The 20,419-nt window shown below is 64.7% G+C and carries 23 protein-coding genes; 19 read left to right on the top strand and 4 right to left on the bottom strand.

Annotated features, from left to right (window positions below):
- Nucleotides 1-15: 15 nt before the first annotated feature.
- The 5 genes from IQ16_RS11095 (at nucleotide 16) to IQ16_RS11115 (ending at nucleotide 3,005) form a co-directional block, all read left to right on the top strand.
- The gene (locus IQ16_RS11095; RefSeq protein WP_035665968.1) at nucleotides 16-462 is read left to right on the top strand and encodes a Panacea domain-containing protein; all 447 of its coding nucleotides are present in this window, start codon (nucleotides 16-18) and stop codon (nucleotides 460-462) included.
- Nucleotides 463-1,134: 672 nt separating this feature from the next.
- On the top strand, nucleotides 1,135-1,320 hold the full coding sequence (locus IQ16_RS45575; protein ID WP_018641664.1) for a hypothetical protein: 186 nt from the start codon (nucleotides 1,135-1,137) through the stop codon (nucleotides 1,318-1,320).
- A gap of 222 nt (nucleotides 1,321-1,542) precedes the next feature.
- Nucleotides 1,543-1,986, top strand: coding sequence for a tol-pal system-associated acyl-CoA thioesterase (gene ybgC, locus IQ16_RS11105; protein WP_011089947.1), 444 nt, complete (start codon nucleotides 1,543-1,545; stop codon nucleotides 1,984-1,986).
- 53 nt (nucleotides 1,987-2,039) lie between these two features.
- Nucleotides 2,040-2,444 (top strand): YbgC/FadM family acyl-CoA thioesterase, encoded by a 405-nt coding sequence (locus IQ16_RS11110; protein WP_018641663.1) that lies wholly within the window; start codon nucleotides 2,040-2,042, stop codon nucleotides 2,442-2,444.
- Between the two features lie 93 nt (nucleotides 2,445-2,537).
- On the top strand, nucleotides 2,538-3,005 hold the full coding sequence (locus IQ16_RS11115) for a nuclear transport factor 2 family protein (protein WP_018641662.1): 468 nt from the start codon (nucleotides 2,538-2,540) through the stop codon (nucleotides 3,003-3,005).
- Between the two features lie 4 nt (nucleotides 3,006-3,009).
- On the opposite strand, the gene IQ16_RS45085 is transcribed toward IQ16_RS11115, so the two are convergent.
- From IQ16_RS45085 to IQ16_RS11125, 3 genes are all read right to left on the bottom strand, one after another.
- Nucleotides 3,010-3,186 carry a hypothetical protein gene (locus IQ16_RS45085; RefSeq protein ID WP_158646922.1) on the bottom strand — a complete coding sequence of 59 codons (177 nt, stop codon included), beginning with the start codon at nucleotides 3,184-3,186 and terminating at the stop codon, nucleotides 3,010-3,012.
- 114 nt (nucleotides 3,187-3,300) lie between these two features.
- On the bottom strand, nucleotides 3,301-4,014 hold the full coding sequence (locus IQ16_RS11120) for a type 1 glutamine amidotransferase (RefSeq protein WP_018641652.1): 714 nt from the start codon (nucleotides 4,012-4,014) through the stop codon (nucleotides 3,301-3,303).
- 29 nt (nucleotides 4,015-4,043) lie between these two features.
- Complete coding sequence (locus IQ16_RS11125) at nucleotides 4,044-4,970, bottom strand: LysR family transcriptional regulator (RefSeq protein ID WP_018641651.1); 927 nt, start codon at nucleotides 4,968-4,970, stop codon at nucleotides 4,044-4,046.
- Between the two features lie 151 nt (nucleotides 4,971-5,121).
- On the opposite strand from IQ16_RS11125, the gene IQ16_RS11130 reads away from it, so the two are divergent.
- The 9 genes from IQ16_RS11130 (at nucleotide 5,122) to IQ16_RS11170 (ending at nucleotide 14,107) form a co-directional block, all read left to right on the top strand.
- Complete coding sequence (locus IQ16_RS11130; RefSeq protein WP_080648022.1) at nucleotides 5,122-6,078, top strand: N-carbamoyl-D-amino-acid hydrolase; 957 nt, start codon at nucleotides 5,122-5,124, stop codon at nucleotides 6,076-6,078.
- Between the two features lie 50 nt (nucleotides 6,079-6,128).
- On the top strand, nucleotides 6,129-6,956 hold the full coding sequence (locus IQ16_RS11135) for an ABC transporter substrate-binding protein (protein ID WP_026311786.1): 828 nt from the start codon (nucleotides 6,129-6,131) through the stop codon (nucleotides 6,954-6,956).
- Entirely contained in the window at nucleotides 6,953-7,810 is an 858-nt protein-coding gene (locus tag IQ16_RS11140) for an amino acid ABC transporter permease (RefSeq protein ID WP_026311785.1), read from the top strand. Before IQ16_RS11135 ends, IQ16_RS11140 begins: the two co-directional genes overlap by 4 nt.
- Nucleotides 7,807-8,571, top strand: coding sequence for an amino acid ABC transporter ATP-binding protein (locus IQ16_RS11145; protein WP_018641647.1), 765 nt, complete (start codon nucleotides 7,807-7,809; stop codon nucleotides 8,569-8,571). The genes IQ16_RS11140 and IQ16_RS11145 overlap by 4 nt, the downstream gene beginning before the upstream one ends.
- Nucleotides 8,572-8,587: 16 nt before the next feature.
- Nucleotides 8,588-9,403: an ABC transporter substrate-binding protein gene (locus IQ16_RS11150; protein WP_026311784.1), complete on the top strand. Its 816-nt coding sequence runs from the start codon at nucleotides 8,588-8,590 to the stop codon at nucleotides 9,401-9,403.
- Nucleotides 9,390-10,274 (top strand): polysaccharide deacetylase family protein, encoded by an 885-nt coding sequence (locus tag IQ16_RS11155; RefSeq protein ID WP_018641645.1) that lies wholly within the window; start codon nucleotides 9,390-9,392, stop codon nucleotides 10,272-10,274. Before IQ16_RS11150 ends, IQ16_RS11155 begins: the two co-directional genes overlap by 14 nt.
- A gap of 8 nt (nucleotides 10,275-10,282) precedes the next feature.
- The gene (locus IQ16_RS11160) at nucleotides 10,283-10,939 is read left to right on the top strand and encodes an aspartate/glutamate racemase family protein (RefSeq protein WP_018641644.1); all 657 of its coding nucleotides are present in this window, start codon (nucleotides 10,283-10,285) and stop codon (nucleotides 10,937-10,939) included.
- A 214-nt stretch (nucleotides 10,940-11,153) separates the two neighbouring features.
- Nucleotides 11,154-12,737 carry an ABC transporter substrate-binding protein gene (locus tag IQ16_RS11165; protein WP_018641643.1) on the top strand — a complete coding sequence of 528 codons (1,584 nt, stop codon included), beginning with the start codon at nucleotides 11,154-11,156 and terminating at the stop codon, nucleotides 12,735-12,737.
- Nucleotides 12,734-14,107, top strand: coding sequence for an amidohydrolase family protein (locus IQ16_RS11170; RefSeq protein ID WP_018641642.1), 1,374 nt, complete (start codon nucleotides 12,734-12,736; stop codon nucleotides 14,105-14,107). The genes IQ16_RS11165 and IQ16_RS11170 overlap by 4 nt, the downstream gene beginning before the upstream one ends.
- Before the next feature lie 199 nt (nucleotides 14,108-14,306).
- On the opposite strand, the gene IQ16_RS11180 is transcribed toward IQ16_RS11170, so the two are convergent.
- On the bottom strand, nucleotides 14,307-15,206 hold the full coding sequence (locus IQ16_RS11180; protein WP_018641641.1) for a LysR substrate-binding domain-containing protein: 900 nt from the start codon (nucleotides 15,204-15,206) through the stop codon (nucleotides 14,307-14,309).
- Between the two features lie 275 nt (nucleotides 15,207-15,481).
- On the opposite strand from IQ16_RS11180, the gene IQ16_RS11185 reads away from it, so the two are divergent.
- From IQ16_RS11185 to IQ16_RS11205, 5 genes are read left to right on the top strand one after another with little or no spacing between them, the layout of a single operon-like run.
- Nucleotides 15,482-16,516 carry an ABC transporter substrate-binding protein gene (locus IQ16_RS11185; RefSeq protein WP_018641640.1) on the top strand — a complete coding sequence of 345 codons (1,035 nt, stop codon included), beginning with the start codon at nucleotides 15,482-15,484 and terminating at the stop codon, nucleotides 16,514-16,516.
- Between the two features lie 23 nt (nucleotides 16,517-16,539).
- On the top strand, nucleotides 16,540-17,580 hold the full coding sequence (locus tag IQ16_RS11190; protein ID WP_018641639.1) for an ABC transporter ATP-binding protein: 1,041 nt from the start codon (nucleotides 16,540-16,542) through the stop codon (nucleotides 17,578-17,580).
- A complete protein-coding gene (locus tag IQ16_RS11195; RefSeq protein WP_018641638.1) occupies nucleotides 17,577-18,452 on the top strand; it encodes an ABC transporter permease in 876 nt (291 codons plus the stop codon). Before IQ16_RS11190 ends, IQ16_RS11195 begins: the two co-directional genes overlap by 4 nt.
- On the top strand, nucleotides 18,449-19,255 hold the full coding sequence (locus IQ16_RS11200) for an ABC transporter permease (RefSeq protein WP_018641637.1): 807 nt from the start codon (nucleotides 18,449-18,451) through the stop codon (nucleotides 19,253-19,255). The genes IQ16_RS11195 and IQ16_RS11200 overlap by 4 nt, the downstream gene beginning before the upstream one ends.
- An 8-nt stretch (nucleotides 19,256-19,263) precedes the next feature.
- Nucleotides 19,264-20,400 carry an NAD(P)/FAD-dependent oxidoreductase gene (locus tag IQ16_RS11205; RefSeq protein WP_018641636.1) on the top strand — a complete coding sequence of 379 codons (1,137 nt, stop codon included), beginning with the start codon at nucleotides 19,264-19,266 and terminating at the stop codon, nucleotides 20,398-20,400.
- Nucleotides 20,401-20,419: the final 19 nt, after the last annotated feature.

The raw sequence follows: 20,419 nt of genomic DNA on the forward strand, positions 1-20,419 counted from the left end.
GTCATAGAGGCCAAGATGAACATTCAGGATGCTTGCGACTACATCATTGTGAGGCTTACGGAGGACGGCGGATTTCTGAACGTCCTGAAGTTGCACAAATTGCTTTACTACTGCCAGGCTTGGAGCCTGGCCTTTGGTCGTGGTCCGCTGTTTCCTCAAAACAGTTTTCAGGCCTGGGTTCATGGGCCCCTAAGCCGCGCCGTCTATGACCGGTTCGTTCAGACGAAGGCGATGTATTCGTCGGTCGGGCTTCCTGATGTCCGGCAAGGTTTTGATCCGATGGGCCTGACTGAGGCTGACCGCGCCTTTATCAACTCCGTGCTCGAGGTCTACGCCCCGCTTTCCGGCGACCAACTCGAGGAAATGACACACCGAGAAGAGCCGTGGATCGAGGCCCGTGCTGGAGTCTCGGCGTCATCAGCGACTTGGGTGAGCTCCTTGAAGCAACGATCGATAGCCTGACATAGAGTCGGAGTTACCCGGCCCGCAGGCCAGTGATCCGATACGTCCAGGAGCGCTTCGCCGCGGAGACAGGGGGGAGATTTTCAAAGCGTATCGCATACGAGCTGAAGGAACGTAACTGCTTGGGCGGGACTGAAACTGATGCCGAGGCGTCCTTCTGACCGACAACGCGACAAGTGGCTTCCCGACAGTCCGTGAGGATTACTTGGAAAAAGATGGTGGCCAAGGCGTCGTTGGTCGTTCGCTACAGTCCCGCTCAGGATAAGGTCTCCCATCCCGTAGCTGGCCGGCCCGAGCTTTACTTCGCTCAACGTGAGATCGGCCTCCTTGATCGCCGTAGCGGCAAAGTACTCTTGAGCTTGTGCGAGCGAGCTCGGCGCGGACCTCCTTGCCGGATTTCCAGCCTATGTTGTAACGCTTGGTCGTGGATCGAGCAGCTTCAAGAACAGCGATTGCGGCATCTGTGAAGCCGCCGCTGGTCCAGAGCTCGAAATGAACTTGAGACGAGTTGAGGCGCTCTTCTGCTTTTGTCGCCTTGTAGACCCTTCTGGACCAAGATCGGCGCGCGGCCTGGCAACAGGACGGCAAGGGCTTCAACATCCAGTTGAGCTGCCTGCCATTGAACGGCCGCCTCGTGGTTCGCGAACCCAAGGCCGACGCGGAGGCGGGGCAATGAGCCCAGCCGCCACGCGGGGCTACGACGTCGGCTTCAAAAGCTGGATGACATACGAAACCCTCGTGCTCGCCAGCAGCGAGCACGAGGCCATCGCCAAGGGCAAGGCCATTTACGGCCTCGCCGGCCTCGGCGATTTTTCGTTCAGCGATTGCGGCGAAGGACTGGCTCGCCTAGGTTCATGAGCCGGAGGCGCATTCATGAACGTCGTCCTCAAGCCGGGTACGCGTTGACGATAGATCTCCGACATATTCATCCGAAGTCGATGGCAGCAGCGCGACGCCTGCCGCATTCAGGCGGTTGCCTCAGCTTCCGGCAGCAGGAGCCAAGCTCAAGACGATTGCTCAGAAAACCGCCTCTGTGCAAGACCATGGGTCCCTGTACGCGCAATAAGAGGAAACCGCGCTGTGACACTCTCTCTTGACGGCGAAATTCGAGACGGACGGCATTACATGCAGGTCCGCGTCTATTTCGAAGATACCGATTCCGGCCAGATTGTTTATCACGCGAATTTTTTGCGTTTCATGGAACGTGGCAGAACGAATTACTTGCGCCTGCTCGGCACCAATCAGCAAGCGCTGCTCGAGGAAACGCGGAACGATGCGCCGGGCTTCGCCTTCGTTGTCCGTTCGATGACAATCGATTTTCTAAAACCGGCAGTCTTGGACGACCTGCTTGACATTGTCACGGTCCCGCAAGAGGTGAGAGGCGCGTCGATTGCCTTGCTGCAGGAGTGCAGGCGCGGGGGTGATCTCTTGGTCTCGGCGCGTGTACGGGTCGCGTTTATCTCAGGCGGAAAAGCGCAGCGCATCCCAAAGGCTCTGAGGCTTGCTATGGAAGAGCACAGATAAATCTGCCTTTCGTTCACGCTTTAACGCTCCAGCGACCCAATGAAATCAATGCGTTGGCCTTTTGTTGCGATATCGTCAAGTCAGAGTTTTCCGGGATCGTCTATCACGCCAATTATCTGCGCTACATGGAGCGCGGCCGGACCAATCATCTCAGGCTGATGGGCGCCGAGCAGCAGGCGCTGTTCGAGCAGGTGGAGACGGAAGGCGCCGGCTTTGCCTTCGTCGTGCGCTCGATGCATCTCGATTTCCTCAAGCCCGCGCGGATGGACGACGTGCTCGACGTCGTGACCTGGCCGATCGCGGTGAAGGGCGCCTCCATCATGCTGGCGCAGGAGGTCCGGCGCGGCGAGGACGTGCTGGTGAAGGCCGAGGTGCGCGTCGCCTTCATCAGCGACGGCCGCGCCCAGCCGATCCCGAAATCGATCCGCACCTTGATGAAGGCTGATTTGATTTCCTGATCGCCCGATAAGTGATCGGCCGATAGGTGATGGCCTCTCGACTCCGCGGCATGCCGGCGTAGATTGCCGCTCCCGCCAACCGATGAGGCCACCATGTCGCGCCCGCCGCTTCCGCCCTTTACCCGAGAGACCGCCGCGCAGAAGGCCCGCATGGCCGAGGACGCCTGGAATTCTCGCGATCCGGTGAAAGTCTCGCTCGCCTATACCGAGGACAGCCGCTGGCGTAACCGCTCCGAGGTGTTTCAGGGCCGCGAAGCCATCGTCGCCTTCCTCACCCGCAAATGGGAGAAGGAGCAGGACTACCGCCTGATCAAGGATCTCTGGGCCTTCGACGGCAATCGCATCGCCGTGCGCTTCCAGTACGAATGGCACGATGCAAACGGCCAGTGGTACCGCTCCTACGGCAACGAGCAGTGGGAGTTCGACGAGCACGGCTTGATGAAACGCCGCGAGGCGTCGATCAACGACATCATGATTGCGGAGAAGGATCGCCGCTTTCACTGGGCGGCGCCGGGGCCGCGGCCGGCGGATGTGCCGGGGCTGGGGACTGATCCGTTCTGATTATTTAACCGCCCTCACTGCTCTTGGCTGTCGCTTTTGAGAAGTCCTCCCAGAACCACATGCAGCCTAGCGCCGTCACGAAACCGGCGGCCATTACCATCCAGCCCTTCCACGCGAGCGCGAACAACAGAAGATATATTAGAGCCACCAGCCCTACGACGATCAAGGCAAGTGCAAACATCAGGCTTATCGTGCGACGAATTGGGCTCATTCCCCATCCAGCCTTAAGCGTCCAGAGGACAATTATGCCCCATCTATGGGGACACTCAAGGGGAGAGAGCTAAGAAGTGTGCAACTAAGGCGCCGCGCGCCTTGCCAAAAACCGCGTAATCGCCCCACCGAGCTTCGCGCTGTCCATCGGCTCCGCCAATGACGCCCGCGCCGTGGCCACGACATGCTCCGGCGCCTTGCCGTCGCGCAGGTCGCAGCACACTTCTGCGAACCCTACATCGAACTCCGGGTGCGGCTGCACCGTCAGCGTGGCGCCGTTGGCGTAGAGCAGGCCGGCATGCGGGGTGAACTCGGAGGAGAGGATCGTCAGCGCGTCGTTTGGCGGTTCGATCACCTGGTCCTGGTGCGAGGCGGCGATTGCGACCGCTTCGCCGTCGACGACGCCGTTCTCCGGCAGCACCTGATAGACGTGACGGCCGATGCCCCAGCCCTTCTCGGACTTGCGCACGGTGCCGCCGAGCGCCTGCGCGATCAGTTGATGGCCGAAGCAGACGCCGACCATCGGTGTCTTGTTGGTGTAGGCTTTGCGGACGAAGTCCTCGAGCGGCGCGATCCACTCGAGCCCGTCATAGACGCCGGCGGCAGCGCCCGTGATCAGCACGGCTTCGAGCTTGCCGGGATCGGGAAGCGCATCGCCGTTGGGAATGCTGACGACCTCGACGGTCGCCGTCGGATCCTCGGCGCGGACCATGCGCTCGAACATGTCCGGAAACGAGCCGTGCCGCTCGCGATATTTCGGCGGGACCTGTCCGGTCTCGATGATGGTGATGCGTGCCATGTGCCCCCCGGGTTGAAAGGTTGCGAAGCTCAGTCGCTTTCTGCCCCATGTTGCTGGTGTGGCGCTGTACGCTCCAGCAGCGCGCTTTCCTTGCGCACTTCGTTGAGGAAAGCCTTGGCGAGGCGCGACAGCGGCTCGGCCTCCGACCACAGCATATAGGCGACGGCGTGCGTTGTCGGCGCAAACGGCCGCACGACGAGGCCGCTCCCACCGTTCTGGCGCGGCGAGAACGGGTCGACCACCGCGGCACCGACGCCGGCGGCGGCGAGCACGCAGGCCGTGTTGCAGTAGCGCACCTCGACGGTCGGCTGGAAGGGTGCGCCGGCACGGGCAAAACTGTCGCGCACGGCTTCGCCAAGCCGCGTGCCGCGCTCGAGCCCGATGAAGGGCAGGCCGGACAGGTCCGCCGCGGAGATCACTGGCCTGTCGGCGAGCGGGTGCTGCGGCGGCAGCACGCAGACCATCTCGCCGGTGTGCACGACCTCATGCGCGATGCCGGGATGATGCGTCAGCCCGAGCGCGAAGCCGAGCTCGGCGACACGGCTGAGCACGCCCTCGATGATGCCCTCATAGCGCCGCACGTCGAAGAACACGCGCGTCTCCGGGCGCCTGCGCAGGAAACCTGACAGCGCGGACGGGATGATGCTGTAGGCGAGCGGCGGTGTCGCGACGATCGCGAGATGCCCGGATCGGTTCTCGCGCAGATCGCGCACGCGGTTCTCGAGTTTTGCGTGCAGCGCGAAGATCGCTTCGCTCTCCTTGTAGAGCGCCATCGCTTCGGCGGTCGGAAACAGCCGGTTGTTGACGCGCTCGAACAGCGCAAAGCCCGCCTGCGCTTCCATGATCTTCAGCGCGTTGCTGACCGCGGGCTGCGACAGCGCCAGTTCGTCCGCCGCCGCTACCGTGGTGCGGTGGCGGATGACGGCACGCAGGATCTCGAGCTGGCGCAGGTTCATATCACTGCCGGTTATACTCAGGGCCAAAACATCATAGCAGAATGAATTGATTTTGCAGCCCCGCTTCTCCGTAATGGCAGCGGATTTGCGCGTTGCATCAATGGGTTGATTCGCCCATTGAGGCAGCACTGCGCACAGATTGGAGGCAATCTTGGTTCGTGTCCTTCGCGCCGCCGCCGCCCAGATGGGGCCGACGCAAAAAGCCGATACGCGCGAGCATACGCTGGCGCGGATGCTCGCGCTGCTGGAGGAGGCCGCCGGCCGCGGCGCCAGCCTCGTGGTGTTTCCAGAGCTTGCCTTCACCACCTTCTTTCCGCGCTGGCTGCTCGAGGGCGAGGCGCTCGACCATTATTTCGAGCGCGGCATGCCGAACCCGGCGGTGGCAAAGCTGTTCGACCGCGCGCGTGCGCTGCGCGTCGGCTTCTATGTCGGCTATGCCGAGCTGACGCCGGACGGCCGCCGCTACAATTGCGCCGTCCTGGTCGATCGCGACGGCGAGATTCTCGGCCGCTATCGCAAGGTGCACCTGCCGGGTTCGGTCGAGCCGCGCGAGGGCGCCCGCTACCAGCAGCTCGAGAAGCGCTATTTCGAATATGGCGACCTCGGCTTTCCCGCCTTCCGCGCCGGCTCGGCCTGGGCCCACGCCATCATGGGCATGATGATCTGCAACGATCGCCGCTGGCCGGAGTCCTGGCGCGTGCTCGGCCTGCAGGGCGTCGAGCTCGTCTGCATCGGCTACAATTCGGCGGCCTATGATCCGAACGGCGGCACCACTGAAGACGGCGCGCTCCGCACCTTCCACTCGACGCTGGTGACGCAGGCCAACGCCTACATGAACGCGACCTGGGCGATCTCGGTGGCGAAGGCGGGCGAGGAGGACGGCTCCGGGCTGATCGGCGGCTCCTGCATCGTCGATCCCAACGGGCGCATCGTCGCACAGGCGCAGACGCTCGCGGACGAGGTGATCGTCGCAGACATCGATCTCGATCTCTGCCGCCAGGGCAAGGACAAGATGTTCAACTTCGCCGCCCACCGGCGGCCCGAGCAATACCGGGTGATCACCGAACGCGCCGGCGTCATCGAGCCGGCCGTTCTCGACGCCGACTGAGCAAGTGGCACGGCGCTGGCAAAGGAGCTGACATGGGCAAAGGAGCTGACATGACACGCCTCTCGTTTTCTCTCGCTGTTGCTGCGCTGGCCGCGGTGACCTCCGCGCGGGCCGCAGAGTTGCCGGCGGAGATCAAGCAGGCCGGCTCGCTGAAGCTCACGGTCAACTCCACCTACGCGCCGATGGAATATCGCGATCCCGCGACCAACGAGCTGGTCGGGCTCGACATCGATCTGGCCAATGAGCTCGCCAAGCGGCTCGGCAGTCTCAAGATCGTCTGGAGCGAGACGCCGTTCGCCGAGCTGATCCCCTCGCTCCAGACCAGGCGCGCCGATTTCATCATCTCCGGCATCTCGGACCGCGCTTCGCGGCGCGAGACCGCCGATTTCGTCGACTACCTAGCGACCGGCCCGCAGTTCTTCGTGATGGCGGACAGCGCCGCCAAGGACGCGACCGATCTCTGCGGCAAGAAGGTCGGCACCACCCGCAGCACCAGCTTCCCGGTCGAGATCGAGAAGTGGAGCAAGCAGAATTGCGAGCCGGCCGGCAAGCCGGCGATCCAGTATGTTCCGGGCGAGAACTCGATCGACGTCCGCAACCAGCTCAAGCAGGGCCGCATCGATGCCGCGGTGCAGGGCAGCGAGACGCTGCCCTATGCGCAATCCCAGGAGCCCGGAAAATACCGCATCGTCGGTGAGGCCTTCGCGAGGGGATATCAGGGCATCATGTTCCGCAAGGACGATGCCGCCTTGCGCGAGGTGGTGACCGAGAAGCTCGCCGCCATGATCGCCGACGGCTCCTACAAGGCCATTCTCGACAAATGGGGCTTGGGGGCCAATGCGGTGGCCCAGCCCATGCTGAACGCGGCGCCGCAATGAAACCGGCGCCGGCACTCGCGGAGGGATTTCCCGATCTGTCGGGCATGCGGATCGCGCGCGAGCCGCACTGGTTTCGCTGGATCAGCGCGGCCCTGATTATCCTTGTGCTGGCGGCGATCGCGCGCGCGTTTGCGAACGGCCAGATCGAGTGGTCCTATGTCAGCCGCTTCCTGACCGTGAAGGTCATCCTCGAAGGCATCGTCAACACCATGGTGATGGCGGTGCTGGCGATGATGCTCGGCGTTGTCCTCGGCATCGTCGTCGCGATCATGCGGCTGTCGCCCAATCCGGTGCTGAAGACTGTGGCCGCCGGCTACACCTGGCTGTTTCGCGGCACCCCGCTGATCCTGCAACTGCTGCTGTGGTTCAACCTCGCGCTGGTGTTTCCGACCATCGGCATTCCCGGCCTGTGGAGCGCGCGGGCCGTCGACGTCATGACGCCGTTCCTCGCCGCGCTGCTCGGGCTCGGCATCAACCAGGGCGCCTACACCTCCGAAGTGATGCGTGCCGGCATGCTGTCGGTCGATGTCGGGCAATATGAGGCGGCGCAGGCGATCGGCATGGGACGGCTGCGCGCGCTGCGCCGGATCGTGTTGCCGCAGGCGATGCGGGTGGTGATCCCGCCGCTCGGCAACGAGTTCATCGGCATGGTGAAGGCGACCTCGCTCGCCAGCGTCATCCAGTATCCGGAACTGCTGCACAACGCCGAGAACATCTATTACGCCAACTCCCGCGTCATCGAGCTCCTGATCGTCGCCGGGCTCTGGTACCTGCTCGTGGTCTCGATCCTGACCCCGCTGCAGATGCTGCTCGAACGCCGCTTTGCCCGCGGCACATTGCGGCTGGCGCGATGACAAAACCCCTCGTCGCGATCCGCACCGTCAGCAAGAACTTTGGAGAGTTCCAGGCTCTCAAGAACGTTTCGCTCGATGTCTGGCCCGGCGAGGTGATGTGCCTGATCGGCGCCTCCGGCTCGGGCAAGACCACATTGCTCCGCTGCATCAACCAGCTCGCGACGATCGACAGTGGCGGCATCTGGCTCGACGGCGAGCTGCTGGGCGTGCGCGAGCATGGTGGGAAACTTCATCGCCTCAGCGAGCGGGAGATCGGGCGGCAGCGGCTCAAGACCGGCATGGTGTTCCAGCGCTTCAACCTGTTTCCGCATAAGACCGCGCTGGAGAACATCACCGAAGGCCCGACCCAGGTTCAGGGGCGTAAGCCAGATGAGGTGCGCGCGGAAGCGATCGAACTGCTCCGTCGCGTCGGGCTCGCCGCCAAGGCCGATTCGTATCCCGCGCAGCTCTCCGGCGGCCAGCAGCAGCGCGTCGCGATTGCGCGCGCGCTCGCGATGAAGCCGATGCTGATGCTGTTCGACGAGCCGACCAGCGCGCTCGATCCCGAGCTCGTCGGCGAGGTGCTTGCGGTGATGAAGGAGCTGGCGCGAAGCGGCATGACCATGATGGTGGTGACGCACGAGCTCGGCTTCGCGCGCGAGGTCGCCGACCGCGTCGTCTACATGGACCAGGGCGCGATCGTCGAGCAGGGCCGCGCCTCCGACGTTCTGGGCGCGCCGCGCGAGGAGCGCACCAAGGCATTTCTTTCGGCAGTGATCTGACATTGGGGGTGTGGTGATGAAGAGGCTTTTGGTTGCGGTGGCGCTGGTTGGTGCCATGACCGTTTCGGCATTGGCGATCGAGCTGCCGCCTGATATCGCCAAGCGCGGCAGCCTCAAGGTGGCGCTGGTGCCGAACTATCCGCCGATGGAATTCCGCGATCCCGCCACCAACGCGCTGTCCGGCTTCGACATCGATCTCGGCGAGGCGATCGGCCGCAAGCTCGGCGTCAAGATCGAATGGACCGAGACCAGCTTTGCCGAATTCATGCCGTCGATTTCGACCGGGCGGGTGGATGCCATCCTGTCCGGCTTCACAGACTATGCGAGCCGGCACGAGATCGCCTCCTTCGTCGATTATCTGCGCAGCGGTCCGAAATTCTTCGTGCAGCAGTCCCGTGCGTCCGAGTTCAAGGACATGGCTGCGTTCTGCGGCAAGAAGGTCGGCGCCAGCCGCCGGACCATGTTTCCGGCAGAGATCGAAAAGTGGAGCCAGAAGAACTGCGGCAGCAATCCGATCCAGTTCGTCGGCACCGACGGCTCGGCCGATGCGCGTAACCAGCTCAGGCAGGGCCGTATCGACGCCGCCGTGCAGGGCAACGAGACGCTGCCCTATCTGATGGACCTCGAGCCGGGCACCTATGCGCCGGTCGGTGATCCCTTCGCGACGCAGTTCACGGGCATCGCGCTGCCGGTCAAGGAAAAGGCACTTCAGCAGGCCATTCTCGAGGCCGTCGATGCGCTGATCGCCGATGGCACCTATCGCACCCTGCTTGCCAAGTGGAAACTCAACGATAACGGACTAGAGAAGGCGACCATCAATGCTGGACAGTAAGGCACTCAAGAGCATCCCGCTCGTCCCGGCCAACACTGCGGATCCTGCGCCCGAATATCCCTGGCCGAAGCCGTACAAGTCGGCGATGTTCCTGTCGTTCGACGTGGATGCGGAGAGTGCGTGGACCAGCAAGGACGCGGTGCATGCGCAGCGGCTCATCACCATGAGCTATGGCGGCTACGAGGCGCGCGTCGGCACGCCGAAGCTTTTGGAGCTGCTCGACCAGCTCGATCTGAAGGCGACGTTCTTCGTCACGGGCTGGTCGGTCGATGCGCATCCGGCGATGGCCGAATCTATCCTGAAGGCCGGCCACGAGATCGGCCATCACGGCTATCACCATCTCTTGCCCGATCCCGGCGATCCCTGGATCGAGGAGGAGCTGGAGCGCGGTTTTGAGGCGCTGAAGCGCCGGCTCGGCGTCAAGCCGACCGGCTATCGCGCGCCCTATGGCGAGTTCACCGAGGAGCTGCGCGTCGCGCTGGTGCGGCACGGCATCGTCTACACCTCCTCGTTCCGCGACGACGTCAGGCCCTATCGCCATCGTCTTGCCGACGGCAAGCCCGGCACGATCGAGCTGCCGGTCACCGCGAGCTATGACGACTGGATGCACGGCCTCTCCGCCCGCTTCAGCCCGCGCTCGATCTTCCCCAAGGAGCATGTGCTCTCGATATGGAAGGACGAGCTGGATGAAGTCCGCGACTGGGGCGCGATGGTGACGACGGTGCTGCATCCGCAGTGCAGCGGCCGTCCGATGCGGCTGCGCCTGCTGCGTGAGTTCCTCACTTACGCCAAGTCGTGCCCGGATGTCTGGATCACCACCGGCGAGAAGATCGCGGAAAACTTCCTGCGCCACGAAGCGGCCAACCGCTGAGCCAAGTCATGACCCGTCGCCGCATCCTCGTCATCAACCCCAACTCCTCGGCGTCGGTGACGGCGGCGATCGACGACGCGGTGGCGCCGCTGCGCATCGCCGGCGGGCCTGAAATCGAGGTGGTCGGCCTTGCCGAGGGCCCGCCGGGCATCAGCTCGCAACGCGATGCCGACAGCGTCGTCATGCCGCTGGTCAACCGTGTGTCGCGCGACAATGCGGACGCCTTTGTGCTGGCCTGCTTCAGCGATCCCGGCCTGCATGCGGTGCGCGAGGCCGCCGGAGGCCGCCCCGTGCTGGGCATCGCCGAATGCGGCATCTTCCGCGCGCTGATGCTGGGCGAACGCTTTGGCGTCATCGCACTGTCGCCGTCGAGCATCCGCCGCCAGCAGCGCATGGCGCGGGTGATGGGCGTCGACAGCCGCTATGCCGGAAGCTGGTCAGTCGGCGCGAGTGCGGCGGAGACGGCAGGCGCCGATATCCGCGGGCGGCTGATCGACGCCGGGCGTGCGCTGGTCACGCAATGCCGCGCCGACGTGGTGGTGATGGGCTGCGCCGGCATGGCCTCGCATCGCGCGGCGATTGCGGAGGCGATCGGCGTGCCCGTGATCGAGCCGGCGCAGCAGGCGGTCGCTGCCGCGATCGGCGCGGTCTTGTTGAACACGTAGGCGGCAAGTGATGAACCTCCGTTTTTCTGGCACCTCTCAGGCCGCGCACTCGCTGCAACCTCTCCCGCTTGCGGGAGAGGTCGCGCCGAAGGCGCGGGTGAAGGTTGTTTCCTCTTGGGGGTCCTCGCCTGCGGAAGCACCCTCTCCCCAACCCTCCCCCGCGAGCGGGGGAGGGAGCACACCGCCAATGCCGCGCACTTAGGAGCCTCTCGTAATGCCCATCTCCCGCCGCTCGCTCCTCAAGGCCGCCGCAGCCATGCCGGCGCTGTCGCTGCCGGGCATCGTCCGCGCTGAATCCCAGTCCACGCTGCGCTTCATCCCCGTCATCGATCTCGCCTTCGTCGATCCCATCTATTCGACCGCGCAGGTGTCGCGAAACCACGGCTTCATGGTCTACGACACGCTCTATGGCATGAGCTCGTCGCTGCAGGTCTCTCCGCAAATGCTGTCGGGGCACGCTATCTCCGGCGACCAGCTCCAGTGGGATCTCAGCTTGCGCGATGGCCTGTTCTGGCACGACGGCGAGCGCGTGCTGGCGCGCGATTGCGTTGCCAGCATCCGCCGCTGGGCGGCGCGCGACGGCTTTGGCGGCGAGCTGCTGGAGGCGACCGCCGAACTGTCGGCCGCCGATGACCGCACCATCCGCTTCCGTCTCAAGCGTCCGTTCCCGCTGCTGCCGCAAGCGCTTGGCAAGGCCGCGATCAATGCCTGCTTCATGATGCCGGAGCGGCTGGCGAGCCAGGACCCGTTCAAGCCGCTCACCGAGGTGATCGGCAGCGGCCCGTTCCGCTATCTCGCCGACGAGCGCGTGCAGGGCGCGCGCAACGCCTATGCCAAATTCGAGCGCTACCAGCCGCGCACCGACGGCAAGCCGGATTGGACCGCCGGTCCGAAGATCGTCCACTACGACCGCGTGGTCTGGACTACCACGCCCGATGCCGGCACCGGCGTTGCCGCGCTCCAGACTGGCGAGCAGGACTGGCAGGAGACCACGCCCCATGATCTGTTGCCGGTGATCAAGGCTGCCGGCGATATCGAGACGCGCGTCCTCGATCCCAGAGGCTACGCCTGCATGCTGCGCCTCAATCACCTTCAGCCGCCGTTCGACAATCCGGCCGTCCGCCGCGCGCTTTTGGGCGCGATCGATCAGTCCGCGTTCATGACGGCGGTCGCCGGCGTCGATCCAGCCTTTCAGGTTTCGCCGATCGGTTATTTCGCCCCGGGTACGCCGATGGCGAGCGACGTCGGTCTCGATGTGTTCCGTGGTCCGCGCGACTACGCCAAGGTCAAGGCTGACCTCAAGGCCGCCGGCTACAATGGCGAGAAGATCGTGGTGCTCGTCCCCACCAACTCGCTGGCGCAGAAGCCGCTCGGCGAGATCGCGGTGGATAGCTTGCGCAAGGCCGGCATGAACGTCGAATATGCCGGGCTCGATTTCGCCGTGGTGTTGCAGCGCCAGCTCAAGAAGGATCCGCTTCCGCAGGGCGGCTGGAGCGCGGCGGTCGGCAACTGGCAGGGCATCGACTGGCTCAATCCGGCCGGCAACACCAACATCCGCGGCGAAGGCAAGGTCGCCGGCTGGTATGCGAGCACGAAGATGGGCGAATTGCGCAGCCAGTGGCTGGCGGCTTCCCAGCTCGCCGAGCAGCAGCGCATCTGCCGCGAGATCCAGGCGGTCGCGTTCGAGGAAATCCCCTATATTCCGATCGGTCTGTACAAGCAGCCGACCGCCTATCGCAAGGCCATCACCGGCATTCTCGACGGCACCGCCGTGTTCTGGAACGTACGCCCCGCATGAGCACCACAGCAATTTTTGGCAGCTATGTGCTGTCACGGAAAGACGGCGCGCAGGATGTGCTGCGCGACCATTGGGTCCTGGTCGAGGGCAAGAGGATCGCCGCAATCACGCGCGACAAGCCGCGTGCGGATCAGGTCTATGACCGCCCCGGCCGCTTCGTGCTGCCGGGTCTGCTCAACCTGCACAATCACTGCTTCTCCGAGGCGGTGGCGCGCAGCCATACCGAGGACGGCAACGGCCGCAAGAACAACCAGAGCATCGTCTACACGGTGCTGCTGCCGCTCACCAAGCGCGGCGCCGATATCCTGTCGGCGGAGGAGCGTCTCGCGGTGGCGCGGCTCGGCATCCTCCAGCTTCTCAAGGGCGGCGCCACCACGGTGATGGAGCCGTTCCGCAATTCGATCCCCGAGATGTTCGACGCCGCGGAAGAGATGGGCATCCGCTTCTACGGCGCGCCCTATCTGTTTTCGACGTCCGACGCCAAAGCAGGGCCGGATGGCGTGGTCCGTTATTCCGGCGACGACGGCGCCGCCGACATGGCGACGTGGGATGCGCTCTATCAACGCTGGAACAATCGCGGCGACGGTCGCATCAGCCTCGCCATGAGCCCGCATGCCACCGACACCTGCGGCCCCGATCTCCTGAAAGCCTGCGCCACCCGGGCGCGCGAGCTCGGAGTGCCCATCACGACGCATATGGCGCAGAGTCGCGCCGAGGTGGAGACCATCGGCAAGCGCTATGGCGGCCGCACCCCGGCAGAATATCTGGACTGGCTCGGCCTGCTCGCGCCCGATCTGATGGCGGCGCATTGCATGTTCAGCAGCGACGACGACCTCAAGCTCATGGCCGCGCGCGGCATGACCGTGCTGAACTGCCCGCGCGTGTTCGCGCGCGCCGGCGTTACCGCCGCCTTCAGCCGGTTCGCCGAGCACGGCGTCCGCACCGTGGTCGGCACCGACGGCTACAACATGGATTTGCTCGGCGAGCTCAATGCGGCCTCGCTGATCTCCAAGATCACCTCGGCGCGCCCTGATGTCGCGAACTCGCCTCAGCTGATCGAGGCGAACACGGCTGTCGCCGCCGATGTCATCAAGCGGCCGGATCTCGGCCGCATCGAACCGGGCGCGACCGCCGATCTCACCGTCGTCGATCTCACCCATCCGCATCTTCAGCCGCTGTTCGATCCGCGCCGCGCGCTGATCGCGCTCGCCAACCGCGCCAATATCGACCAGGTCATGGTCGACGGCCGCGTATTGGTCGACGAGGGACGCTATCTCGGCGCGGACGAAGCGGCGATCACGGCAGCGGGCAGCGCTGCCATCGGCAAGATCTGGGATTTGCCGGAGGCGCAGGCGGCGTTCAACGGGTGACGGGCGTCTCGGGAGCGACGAAGAAGGTGCACTCCCTCTCCCGCTTGCGGGAGAGGGCAGGGGAGAGGGTTCTCTCCAACCGGGGACACTCCCTATGCGGAGAGAGCCCCCACCCGGCGCTTCGCGCCGACCTCCCCCGCAAGCGGGAGAGGTTGCAGCGAGTGCGTGGCTAGGTGGTCTGGACCCAAAGGCATTCGGCTTAGTCGTCAAACTCCACCAGCGCCTTACGCATGGTCTCGACCAGATCCAGCGCCACCGGCGAGGGGCTGCGCTGCGCCGGAAACACCGCGGAGAATTCGAAGTCGATGCGCGGCAGGAAGCGGCGCACGACGACGCCGCGCGTTGCAAATTCCTGCGCGGTGAAGGGATCGCAGATCGAGACGCCGAGCCCCGACGACACCATGCCGCACATGATCTCCGACAGCGTGGTCTCGACGCGGAGCACGCGGCGGACATCGTGGCGGTGGAAGACCTGGTCGACAAGATGCCGGCTCGACGATCCCGCCGACAGCGAGATGAAGGTCTCGCCCTCGAAATCGCGCGGCTCCAGGACTTCCTTCTGGGCGAGACGATGACCGGTCGGCAGCACCGCGACGCGCGCCAACGCCGGCAGCCGCTGGCTCGGCAGGCCGGAATGCGCGATCGGCACCTCGGCAAAGCCGATGTCGCACTGATTGTTCAAGACCCAGTCGACCACGATCGGCGAGATCACGCCGAAGAAGGCAAGGTTGAGGTTGGGGCGCTCCATCAGGAAATGTCCGGCAAGGCGTGGCAGATATCCGTTCGCCAGTGCCGGCAGCGCAGCGATGCGCAACGAGCCGGTGCGGCGTCCCCGGATTTCCTCGGCCGCCGCCGTGATGCGTTCGAGACCGACAAAGGAGCGCTCCACTTCGGTGTAGAGCGCCATCGCCGCCGCGGTCGGCACGAGGCCGGTGCCGCGCCGCTCGAACAGCTCCATCTTCAGCAGCGCCTGGAGGTCGCGCAGCAGCCGGCTGACCGCCGGCTGGGTCACCGCCATCAGTTTCGCCGCCTCGGTGACGCTGCCGGTCAGCATCGTCGCCCGGAAGGCCTCCACCTGCCGCGAATTGATCCGCGCCATCCCCAATTCCATTCATAATATTTCGGTATGCAAAGGGTGCCATTATTCATTGGACGATGGAAGTATAGGTTGCGATCTTTTTCATCAGGACTGGAGACAGCCCGCTTTTTCGGCAGATTGGAGGGGTTCAAACCTCCAAATCGCGCCAAAACCCGCCGAATGGGGGCCGGAGCCCTGATCGGAGAGGGATTCGCGCGGAAGGAGATGCGGAAGGCGCTTCAGCCAGCGAGACTCGTCGGCACGTCACCTCATTCCGGTATTGGAGATCGGTCCATATGAAGACTCTTCGCCTTCTGACAGCGGTCAGCATCGCGGCGCTCATTGCCGCCCCCTCGGTCGCCTCGGCCCAGCAGAAAACGCTCTATGTCGCCGGCTACGGCGGCTCGTTCGAGAAGACCATCCGCGACGAGGTGATCCCGGCCTTCGAGAAGGAGAATGGCGTCAAGGTCGAATACGTCGCCGGCAACTCCACCGATACGTTGGCCAAGCTTCAGGCGCAGAAGGGCAATCAGCAGATCGACGTCGCCATCGTCGACGACGGCCCGATGTACCAGGCGATCCAGCTCGGCTTCTGCGGCAAGCTCGACGGCCTGCCGGCCGATCTCTACGACACCGCGCGCTTCAAGGACGACCGCGCGGTCGCGATCGGCATCGTCGCAACCGGCCTGATGTACAACACCAAGGTGTTTGCCGAGAAAGGCTGGGCGCCGCCGACCTCGTGGAACGATTTGAAGGACACGAAATACGCAAAACAGCTCGTGATCCCGCCGATCAACAACACCTACGGTCTCGAAGCGCTGGTGATGCTGTCGAAGATGAATGGCGGCGGCGAGACCAACGTCGATTCCGGCTTCAAGATCTTCAAGGAGCAGATCAATCCGAACGTGCTCGCCTATGAGCCGTCGCCGGGCAAGATGACCGAGCTGTTCCAGTCCGGTCAGGCCGTGATCGCGGTGTGGGGCACCGGCCGCGTGCAGAGCTTTGCCAATACCGGCTTCCCCGTCGACTTCGTCTATCCGAAGGAAGGCGCCGCGACGCTGCTGACGACGGCGTGCCCGATCACCAAGCCGAATGCTTCACCGCTGGCGTCCAGCTTCGTCAAGATGCTGCTCGATCCCAAGATCCAGCTCGTGATGCTCAAGGATTACGGCTACGGCCCGGTGCTGAAATCGCTGGTGATCCCGCCGGAGCTCGGCAAGATGGCGCCGATCGGTGAGCGCGCGGCGAAGCTCTACAACCCGGACTGGACCGTCATCAACGAGAAGCGCGAGGAGTGGACCAAGCGCTGGAATCGTGAGGTCGAACGCTGATCGTTCGCAGCGGAGACAGCGTCATGGCCTATCTCGAGCTCGATCGGGTCGCAAAGCAGTTCGGCGCGCAGACTGTGGTCGACGACTTCAGCCTGTCGGTGGGGAAGGGGGAGTTCATCTCCTTCCTCGGCCCGTCCGGCTGCGGCAAGACCACGACGCTGCAGATGATCGCGGGCTTTCTCGATCCCACGCGCGGCGCGATCCGCCTCGAGGGCAAGGACCTGACCGCGATCCATCCGGCCAAGCGCGGCCTCGGCATCGTGTTCCAGAGTTACGCGCTGTTTCCGCACATGACCGCGGCGGAGAACGTCGCCTTCGGTCTGGAGATGCGCAATGTGCCGCGCAATGAGCGGGCCGAGCGCGTCCGCGCCGCGCTCGCGATGGTGGGCCTCGCCGGTTACGAGGATCGCCATCCGCGCCGCATGTCCGGCGGCCAGCAGCAGCGCGTTGCGCTGGCGCGGGCGCTGGTGATCAAGCCGAGCGTGCTGCTGCTCGACGAGCCGCTGTCGAATCTCGACGCCAAGCTGCGCGAGGAGATGCAGATCGAGTTGCGCCAGATCCAGCGCACCATCGGCACCACCACCATTCTCGTCACCCACGACCAGAACGAGGCGATGTCGCTGTCCGACCGCATCGTGGTGATGAGCCAGGGCAAGATCGAGCAGATCGGCACGCCGCAGGAAACCTATGAGAAGCCGGCCTCGGCCTTCGTCTCGCAGTTTTTGGGCAAGACCAACGACTTTGCCGGAACGATCGACCGGACCGTCGCGCCGACGCAGTTGGTGGCGGGCTCCTGGCGCGCGCCGGCGCCGGCCGGGCTCGGCGGCCCTGTCACCGTCAGCGTTCGTCCCGAAAGAATCGGCTTTGGCGATACCGGGCTCAGCGCAAAAATCATCGCGCGCATCTTCCAGGGCAATCACTGGCTGTTCCAGTGTGACAGCGAATGCGGCCCGGCGATCGTGATCCGCCAGAATGACGGCCAGGCGCAGCCGGCCGAAGGCGACGCGGTTCGCCTCACCTGGCGGCCCGAGGACATGAGCGTCCGCGCGAGGGCTGACGCATGAGCGCGGCGGCCGAGGAGCGCAGCGCACGTGCACCATGGGCGCTGACGGCGCCCGCTTTGATGCTGTTCGTCGGCGTGCTGCTGATTCCGTTGGCGATGACGGTGATGCTGTCGTTCCACGATTGGGGCCAGTACAAGGGCATCGAGCCGGTCTTCATCCTCAAGAACTGGCATGAGATCGCGACCGATCCCTATTACGCCGAGATGTTCTGGCGGACGTTTCGGATCGCGATCCTGACGACATTCCTCACCGCGGTTCTCGGCGCGCCCGAAGCCTACATCCTCAACCGCATGAGCGGCCGCTGGAAGAGCTTCTTCCTGCTGATCATCCTCGGGCCGCTGCTGATCTCCGTCGTCGCGCGCACGCTCGGCTGGGCGCTGCTGTTCGGCGGCAACAACGGTCTCGTCAACAAGCTGCTGATGTCGCTTGGCGCGATCCGCTCGCCCATTCCGTTCATGTTCACCGAAACCGGCATGGTAATCGCGCTCGCGCATGTGATGATGCCGTTCATGGTGCTGTCGGTGTGGGCAGCCCTCCAGCGCCTCGATCCGCAGATCGAGAATGCCGCGATGTCGCTCGGTGCGAGCCCCGCTACCATCATCCGCCGCATCATCATGCCGCAGATCATGCCGGGCGTGCTGTCGGGCGCGATCATCGTGTTCTCGCTCTCCGCCAGCGCCTTTGCGACGCCCGCGATCATCGGCGGCCGCCGGCTCAAAGTCGCGGCGACACTGGCCTATGACGAGTTCCTCAATACGCTGAACTGGCCGCTGGGGGCTGCGGTCGCGACGCTCCTGCTGGTCGCACTGGTGCTGATCGTCGTCGGCAGCAATTCGCTGATCGAGCGCCGCTATGCCGAGGTGTTTCGATGAGACAAAACGGCCCGCTGGCGCTGATCTTCCACACCATCTTCGTCATCGTCATGGCGGCGCCGATCCTGGTGGTCTGCCTCGTCGCCTTCACGCCCGAAGGCTTTCTGTCGCTGCCGACCAACGGCTTCTCGCTGCGCTGGTTCAGGACCATCCTGAACTACCCCGAATTCATCCACGCCTTCTGGGTCAGCCTCGGCCTCGGTGCGCTCTCGTCCTTCGTGTCGCTCTTGTTCGCGGTGCCCGCGGCGCTGGCGATCGCGCGCTATCGCTTCCGCGGCCGCGATGCGCTCGCGGCGCTGTTCCTGTCGCCGCTGATGATCCCGCATGTCGTGCTCGGCATCGCCTTCCTGCGCTTCTTCACCTCGGCCGGGCTTGGCGGCAGCTTTGCGGCGCTGATCATCGCGCACGTCATCATCGTGTTTCCGTTCGCACTGCGGCTGACGCTGGCGGCTGCGACCGGCATGGATCGCACCGTCGAGATGGCCGCGGTCTCGCTCGGCGCCGGCGGCTGGACGCTGTTCCGCCGCGTGACGCTGCCGCTTATCCTGCCCGGCGTCATCAGCGGCTGGGCGCTCGCCTTCATCCAGTCCTTCGACGATCTCACCATGACCGTCTTCCTCGCGGCGCCCGGCACCGAGACGTTACCGGTGCGCATGTTCCTTTACATCCAGGACAACATCGATCCGCTGGTGACGTCGGTCTCGGCCTGCGTGATCGCGATCACCATGACCGCCCTCATTCTGCTCGACCGCTTCTACGGGCTCGACCGCGTGCTCGCCGGCAAGGGCGACACGGGACGATAGGAGAAATTATGTCAGGAGACTACGACGTCGCCGTCGTCGGCGGCGGACTGCTCGGCTCCGCCATCGCCTGGGGCCTCGGCCGCCTCGGCAAGAAGGTCGCCGTGCTCGACGAAGGCGATATCACCAAGCGCGCCTCGCGCGCGAACTTTGCGCTGGTATGGGTTCAGAGCAAGGGTTTGGGTATGCCGGCCTATACGGTGTGGACCGTGCAGGCGTCGCAAGCGTGGGGCCGGCTAGCGTCCGAGCTGAAGCAGCAGACCGGGCTCGACGTTGCCCTTCAGCAGAATGGCGGCTTCCATCTCACGCTCGGCGAGGACGAATTCGGCCAGCGTGCCGAGCTCGTCAAGCGCATGCACAATCAGGCCGGCGCGGCCGACTACAAGATGGAGATGCTGCGCCCCTCCGAGATCAAGAAGGCGCTGCCGCTGATCGGACCGGAGGTCTCCGGCGGCAGCTATTGCCCGCTCGACGGCCACGTCAATTCGCTGCGCACGTTCCGCGCGTTCCACACCGGCTTCAAGGCGTTCGGCATCGACTATTTTCCGGAGCGTCCGGTCTCGGCGATCAGCAAGAGCGGCGGCGAATTCCGCCTGACCACGCCCGAGGGCGAGCTGCGTGCCGCCAAGATCGTGCTCGCCGCCGGCAATGCCAACCAGACGCTGGCGCCGATGGTCGGTCTCTATGCGCCGATGGGGCCGACCCGCGGCCAGGTCGTCGTGACCGAGCGCACCATGCCGTTCCTGCCGCATCCCCTGACCACGATCCGCCAGACCGACGAGGGCACGGTGATGATCGGCGACAGCAAGGAGGATGAGCTGGATGATCGCACGCTGAAGCCTTCGATCAGCGGCGTGATGGCTGATCGCGCGCAGCGGATGTTCCCGCATCTGTCGCGACTCAACGTGGTCAGGAGCTGGTCCGGCATCCGCGTCATGCCGCAGGACGGCTTTCCGATCTACGACCAGTCGGAGACGCATCCCGGCGCCTTCGTCGCCTGCTGCCATTCCGGCGTGACGCTCGCCTCCAACCACGCTTTCGAGATCGCGCGCATGGTGGCGCAGGGCGCGCTCGAGCCCGAGCTGGTCGGTGCGTTCTCGGCCAGCCGCTTTGGCGGCGCGGGCGCTGCCAACAGCAGCGGGTATTAGAGATATCAAGGAGCCAAGA

Origin of the sequence: Bradyrhizobium huanghuaihaiense, assembly GCF_007830635.1 — a bacterium.
Classification (GTDB): domain Bacteria; phylum Pseudomonadota; class Alphaproteobacteria; order Rhizobiales; family Xanthobacteraceae; genus Bradyrhizobium; species Bradyrhizobium huanghuaihaiense.